The organism is Streptomyces sp. XM83C, assembly GCF_023072675.1.
GTDB classification, from domain to species: domain Bacteria; phylum Actinomycetota; class Actinomycetes; order Streptomycetales; family Streptomycetaceae; genus Streptomyces; species Streptomyces thermocoprophilus.
Genome location: NZ_JALLGL010000344.1, coordinates 1 through 6,189 on the forward strand (window position 1 = coordinate 1; position 6,189 = coordinate 6,189).

Below are 6,189 nucleotides of genomic sequence, written 5' to 3' on the forward strand. Positions count from 1 at the left end.
ACCCGGCCCCGTCCTGTCCGCCGTCCCCGAGCCCGGCGGCCCCGGGCCGGGCTCGGGGACGGGCCCGGGGCCGCCGGGCTCGGGGACGGCGGACAGGACGGGGCCGGGTCGGATACCGAGAACGACGGACGGAACGAAGCCCGGTCCGGCTCCGAGGACGACGGACGGAACGAAGCCGGCTCCGGTGTCGGCCCGGGTCGCGAAGACCGGGCGCGCTCCGGTGCCGACGGCGGCGGGGCCCGGGTGCGTGATCCCGGGCTACAGCCGGAGCGGACACGGCTCGCGTGGCGGCGTACGACACTGGCGTGCACGGTGGCCGCGGTGCTCGGCGCGAAGAGCGCACTGGCCGGCGGATCCGGGCCGGCCAGGGTGGCCGGGTGTGCGGTCTGTCTGCTGCTGTGGCTGGGCTTCCTGCTGGTCGCCCACCACCGCATCCGCGCCCTCGCCTCCGCGGTCCGGCCGTCGGCGCTGGCCCCGCGGCATGCGACCACCGCGGCGCTGTGCACGGTGGCGCTGGCGGTGTGCGCGACGGTGCTGGTGACGTGACCGGTGGTGTGACCGGGCGGGGCGCCTGGGCGGGCCGCGCCCGTGGCCCGGCGGTGCCGGTCCTCCCGCCGGCAGCGGGACGCGCCGGGGCCTCGCACCTATCCCGCAGACACGGTCACCACGACCTTCCCCCGCGTCCGCCCCGTCTGGCTGAGCCGGTGGGCGTCCGCCGCGCGTTCCAGGGGGAAGGTGTCCGAGACGTGCACGCTCACCGCGCCCTGCTCGCACAGCTCCGACAGCTGCCGCAGGTCCTCGGCGTCGGGCCGTACCCAGGAGTAGTGGCCGCCGTAGGCGAGGACGTCCGGGTCGGCGACGGAGGACAGCCGGCCCCCGGAGGACAGCAGCGCCACCGAGGCCTTCAGGGCGTCGCCGCCGACCGTGTCGAACGCCGCGTCCACGCCTTCCGGCGCCAGTCCCCGCACCCGGTCGACGAGCCCCTCGCCGTACGCGACGGGCTCCGCGCCGAGCTGCCGTACGAAGTCGTGGTTGGCCTCGCTCGCCGTGCCGATGACGCGGGCGCCGAAGTGCCGGGCGAGCTGCACGGCGAGGGAGCCGACACCGCCGGCGGCGGCGTGCACCAGGACGGTGTCGCCGCGGCCGACGCCGAGCGCCTTGGTGAGCACCTGGTACGCGGTGAGCCCGGCCAGCGGCAGTCCCGCCGCCTCCGCCCAGCCGAGGTTGCGCGGCTTGCGGGCGAGGGTGCGCACCGGGGCCGCGACGAGCTCGGCGAAGGTGCCGCGGCAGAGGAAGTCCTCGCGGACGTATCCGATCACCTCGTCGCCGGGCGCGAACTCGGTGACGGCCACGCCCGGCCGTACGACGACCCCCGAGACGTCCCAGCCGGGGATCACGGGGAAGACCGCCTGGAACATGCCGTCGAGGTAGCCCTCGCGGCACTTCCAGTCGACGGGGTTGACGGCCGCCGCGCGCACCTCGACCAGGACGCTGTCGGGTCCGACCTTGGGGTCGGGCAGCTCGCCGTACTCCAGGACCTCGGGGCCGCCGTAACGGTCATAGGTGATCGCCTTCATGGCTCCGACCCTCCGGGGCCCGCCCGCGCCACGCAACCGGGATGCCCCGATATGCGGCGTTCGCGTGGCAGCCTGTCCGTCGGCATCCCCCCGGCGGCACGAAGGTGAGCACCATGACGACCCCGCACCACCAGCACGCCTCCCACCCGCACACCCACGGACCGGGCTGCGGGCACATCGAGGTCCCGCACGACGGCCATGTCGACTACGCGCACGACGGCCATCTGCACCGCGAGCACGCCGGCCACTGGGACGAGTGCGAGCGTGAGGAGCATCTGCGGCACGACGGCCACGAGCACCGGCACGGGCAGGACTGCGGCCACGAGAGCGTGCTCCACGGCGATCACGTCGACTATCTGCACGACGGCCACCGGCACGCAGCGCACGAGGGGCACTGGGACGACCACTGAGCGGACGGAGCGTCGGATTCCGGCCACCGTCGGCTCCCTGCCGGTCTCCTGCGGCTCCTCGGTCTACTGTCCGGGGAGCCGTCGGCCTATCGTGGCCCCGATCACCTTTGCGCTCCGCACTGGACGACATACCGACTGGTCGGCATGATGAGTCGGGTCGATCGTCGTCACCCTTTCCGAGGAGCGCCGTATGAGCCCCGACCACCCGCCCGGACTCGATCTCGACCGGCTGCGCCCTCTGCTCGACCGTGAGCGGCCAGGCCTGGTGCAGGGCGCTCTGACAGCCCGTCTGATCGAGGGCGGACGGTCGAACCTCACCTACGCGGTCACCGACGGCACCTCCCGGTGGGTCGTCCGGCGGCCCCCGCTCGGCCACGTCCTCGCGACCGCGCACGACATGAAGCGCGAGCACCGCGTGATCAGCGCCCTGCACCCGACGAGCGTGCCCGTGCCGACCCCGCTGCTGCTGTGCGAGGACGAGGAGGTGCTGGGCGCGCCGTTCTACGTGATGGACTTCGTCGAGGGCACCCCGTACCGCACCGCCGACCAGCTCGTCCCGATCGGCCCCGAGCGCACCCGGGACGCGGTGCTGTCCCTCGTGGACACGCTGGTGGAGCTGCACGCCGTGGACCCCGGCGAGGTGGGCCTCGCGGACTTCGGCCGCCCCGAGGGCTTCCTGGACCGGCAGCTGCGCCGCTGGGGCAAGCAGCTGGACGCTTCCCGCAACCGCGACCTGCCGGGGATCGACGAGCTGCACGCCGCGCTCGGCCGCTCGCTGCCCGACTCCCCCGCCCCGACGGTGGTGCACGGCGACTACCGGCTCGACAACGTCCTCATCGGCCCCGACGACACGATCCGGGCGATCCTCGACTGGGAGATGTCCACGCTGGGCGACCCGCTGACCGACCTCGGTCTGCTGGTCATGTACAGCACGCCGCTGGGCGCACCCGACTCGCCGGTCGCCACGACCGCCGAGGCCCCCGGCCACCCCGATCCGGCCGAGCTGGTCGCGCGGTACGCCGAGCGCTCCGGGCGGGACGTGGCGGCCGTCTCCTGGTACACGGCGTTCGCCTGGTTCAAGCTCGCCGTGATCCTCGAGGGCATCCACTACCGCTACACGCTGGGCCGGACCGTCGGGCGCGGCTTCGACCGCATCGGCGAGCTGGTCCCCGTCTTCATCCGGCACGGTCTGACGACCCTCCAGGAAGGTCAGTAGCCCATGGACTTCGCGTTCGACGCCCGCACCGAGGAACTCCGCGCCCGGCTGCTGGCCTTCATGGACGAGTACGTGTACCCGGCCGAGGCCGTCGCCCACGAGCAGCGCGCGGCGCTGGCCTCCCCGTGGGAGAACCCGCCGGTGGTGGAGGAGCTGAAGGCCGAGGCCCGCCGGCAGGGCCTGTGGAACCTGTTCCTCCCGGACGCCGAGTACGGCGCCGGCCTGACGAACCTCCAGTACGCGCCGCTCGCCGAGATCATGGGCCGTTCGCCGCAGCTCGCGCCGACGGTGACGAACTGCGCGGCGCCCGACACCGGCAACATGGAGGTGCTGGCGCAGTTCGGCGACGAGACGCAGAGGAAGCAGTGGCTGGAGCCGCTGCTGGCCGGGGAGATCCGCTCGGCGTTCGCGATGACCGAGCCGGACGTGGCCTCCTCGGACGCCACCAACATCACCACGCACATCGAGCGGGACGGCGACGAGTACGTCGTCACCGGCCGCAAGTGGTACATCTCCGGTGCGATGCACCCGGACTGCAAGATCTTCATCGTGATGGGCAAGACGGCGCCGGACGGGCCGGACATCCGCCGCCAGCAGTCGATGGTGCTGGTCCCGCGCGACACTCCCGGTGTGACGGTGAAGCGGGCGATGCGGGTCTTCGGGTACGAGGACCACTACCACGGCGGGCACGCCGAGGTCGTCTTCGACCACGCGCGCGTACCGGTGTCGAACCTGATCGGCGAGGAGGGCGGCGGCTTCGCCATCGCCCAGGCCCGGCTGGGTCCCGGCCGTATCCACCACTGCATGCGGCTGATCGGCATGGCCGAGCGGGCGATCGAGCTGATGTGCCGGCGGGCCGTGTCCCGGGAGGCGTTCGGCAAGCCGCTGGCCCGGCAGGGCGTGATCCAGAACTGGATCGCCGACGCCCGGGTGACGGTGGAGCAGTTGCGGCTGCTGGTGCTGAAGACGGCCTGGCTGATGGACACCGTCGGCAACCGGGGCGCCCACACCGAGATCCAGGCCATCAAGATCGCCACTCCGCGCGCGGTGGTCGGCATCCTGGACCGGGCGATCCAGCTGCACGGCGCGGGCGGCGTCAGCCAGGACTTTCCGCTGGCCGAGCTGTACGCGGGCGCCCGCACGCTGATGCTGGCGGACGGCCCGGACGAGGTGCACCAGCGTTCCCTGGCCCGGCGGGAGCTGAAGAAGTACGTGCCGTAGCCGTGCGCCGGCGGCGGCCCGCGCCCGGGCGGGGGCCGCCGCCGCGCTGCACCTGGTCAGGGGCGCAGGGCGCGCAGCAGCAGGTCGGCGAGGTGGTCGGCGACCTGCTGCGGGGTGAGGGGGCCGTCGGGGCGGTACCACGTGGACAGGTGGTGGACCGAGCCGAAGTGGTAGTCGACGACGAGGTCGGCGGGGGTGGACGTGGAGAAGACGCCGGCCTGCTGGCCCTCCTCGATCAGCGCGCGGAACCGCTCGTGGTAGCGGCGGCGCTCGGCGCGGACCTGCTTGTTCTTCTCCGGGCTGAGGTGGTGCATGGACCGGAAGAAGATCGACGCGTCGTCGAGGTTCTCGATGGTGGTGACCACGACGTCCGCCGCGGCCTCGCGCAGCCGCCGCTCGACGGGCGCGTCGAGGCTCGCGAAGTGGTCGAGGCGCTCCTGCTGGACGCGCAGCACGCGCGCGTACACCTCGTGCAGGAGGTCGTCCTTGGAGCCGAAGTAGTGGTACAGCGCCCCCTTGGTGACGCCGGCCGCCTCCACGATCTCCTGCACGGAGGTGCGGTCGTAGCCCTGCTCCGCGAAGAGCCGGGTGGCGGCGGCCAGGAGCCGCTGCGGCACGGGGGTACCGTCTCCGTCCGTCGTCCTGGGCACTGCCGCCACCTGCCTTTCCGAGCTGTTGCTAGTTGTCTCGCGTGCGGGAACGCAGTTCCCGACGGAGGATCTTCCCACTTGCCGTCTTGGGCAACTCGGGCAGGATCTCGACCTGCCGCGGATATTTGTAGGCGGCCAGTCTCTCCTTGCACCACGCGGCGAGCTGGGCGGGGTCCGCCTCGGTGCCCGGCCGCAGGCTGATGTAGGCCTTGACGGTCTCGCCGCGGTAGCCGTCGGGGACGCCGACGACGGCTGCCTCGCGCACCGCCGGGTGGGTGTGGAGGACGTCCTCGACCTCGCGCGGCCACACCTTGAAACCGGATGCGTTGATCATGTCCTTCTTGCGGTCGACGACGTACAGCCAGCCCTGTTCGTCCATGAAGCCGATGTCGCCGGTGCGCAGCTCGCCGCCGGGGAAGGTGGCGGCGGTGGCGTCGGGGCGGCGCCAGTAGCCGGGCACGACCTGCGGTCCGCTGACCACGATCTCGCCGTGCTCGCCGAAGGGCACCTCTCGGCCCTCGTCGTCGACGATCCGTACGACCGTGTCGGGGCCGGGCAGGCCGACGGCGAGGGTCCCGGAGTCCGGGTCGACGGGTGCCTCCAGGTGGGGCGGTACGGAGGCGCAGGGGGCGGTGCACTCGGTGAGGCCGTATCCGTTGCGGATGTACGGGCCGAAGCCGGCCCGGAACCGCTCCACGAGGGCGGGCGGCAGCGGGGCGCCGCCGGAGGAGATCGTCACGAACGACGCGAAGTGCTCCCGGGTGCAGGAGGGGTGGGCGGCGAGCGCCATGAACGCGGTGGAGGGGCCGACGGTGTAGTGGGGGCGGTGCTCGGCGAACGCGTCGAGGACGACGCCCGCCTCGAAGCGGTGTGCGAGGACGAGGGTGCCCGCGCTGTTCAGGCAGGCGCCGAACTGGCAGACCATGCCGGTGATGTGGAACAGCGGGGCCAGCGCGAAGCAGACCGGCGGGTCGGGCAGGGCGAGCCCGGTGCGCTGCCGCTCGGCGTTGTACATGATGTTGGCGTGGGTGTTGGTGGCGCCCTTGGGGGTGCCGCTGGTGCCCGAGGTGTAGCTGATCAGCGCGATGTCGCCGGGGTCGGGGGCGCGGTCGGGC

7 protein-coding genes are annotated in these 6,189 nt (G+C 73.0%); 4 read left to right on the forward strand and 3 right to left on the reverse strand.

Annotated elements, in window-relative coordinates:
- Positions 1-243: 243 nt before the first annotated feature.
- Entirely contained in the window at positions 244-546 is a 303-nt protein-coding gene (locus MTQ10_RS26620; protein ID WP_247472708.1) for a DUF202 domain-containing protein, read from the forward strand.
- Between the two features lie 98 nt (positions 547-644).
- Here MTQ10_RS26620 and MTQ10_RS26625 read toward each other — a convergent pair whose 3' ends face one another.
- The gene (locus MTQ10_RS26625; RefSeq protein ID WP_247472709.1) at positions 645-1,577 is read right to left on the reverse strand and encodes an NADP-dependent oxidoreductase; all 933 of its coding nucleotides are present in this window, start codon (positions 1,575-1,577) and stop codon (positions 645-647) included.
- Positions 1,578-1,690: 113 nt separating this feature from the next.
- Between MTQ10_RS26625 and MTQ10_RS26630 the strand changes: the two genes are divergently transcribed.
- The 3 genes from MTQ10_RS26630 to MTQ10_RS26640 all read left to right on the forward strand — a co-directional run bounded on the left by MTQ10_RS26630 (position 1,691) and on the right by MTQ10_RS26640 (position 4,424).
- Positions 1,691-1,987 carry a hypothetical protein gene (locus tag MTQ10_RS26630; protein WP_247472710.1) on the forward strand — a complete coding sequence of 99 codons (297 nt, stop codon included), beginning with the start codon at positions 1,691-1,693 and terminating at the stop codon, positions 1,985-1,987.
- A 190-nt stretch (positions 1,988-2,177) separates the two neighbouring features.
- Positions 2,178-3,203 carry a phosphotransferase family protein gene (locus MTQ10_RS26635; protein ID WP_247472713.1) on the forward strand — a complete coding sequence of 342 codons (1,026 nt, stop codon included), beginning with the start codon at positions 2,178-2,180 and terminating at the stop codon, positions 3,201-3,203.
- Positions 3,204-3,206: 3 nt separating this feature from the next.
- Entirely contained in the window at positions 3,207-4,424 is a 1,218-nt protein-coding gene (locus MTQ10_RS26640; RefSeq protein WP_247472714.1) for an acyl-CoA dehydrogenase family protein, read from the forward strand.
- A 56-nt stretch (positions 4,425-4,480) separates the two neighbouring features.
- Here MTQ10_RS26640 and MTQ10_RS26645 read toward each other — a convergent pair whose 3' ends face one another.
- Both MTQ10_RS26645 and MTQ10_RS26650 read right to left on the reverse strand, forming a co-directional pair.
- Positions 4,481-5,074 (reverse strand): TetR/AcrR family transcriptional regulator, encoded by a 594-nt coding sequence (locus tag MTQ10_RS26645; RefSeq protein ID WP_247472715.1) that lies wholly within the window; start codon positions 5,072-5,074, stop codon positions 4,481-4,483.
- A 28-nt stretch (positions 5,075-5,102) separates the two neighbouring features.
- A partial coding sequence (locus MTQ10_RS26650; RefSeq protein ID WP_247472717.1) for a class I adenylate-forming enzyme family protein occupies positions 5,103-6,189 on the reverse strand: 1,087 nt, incomplete at its 5' end.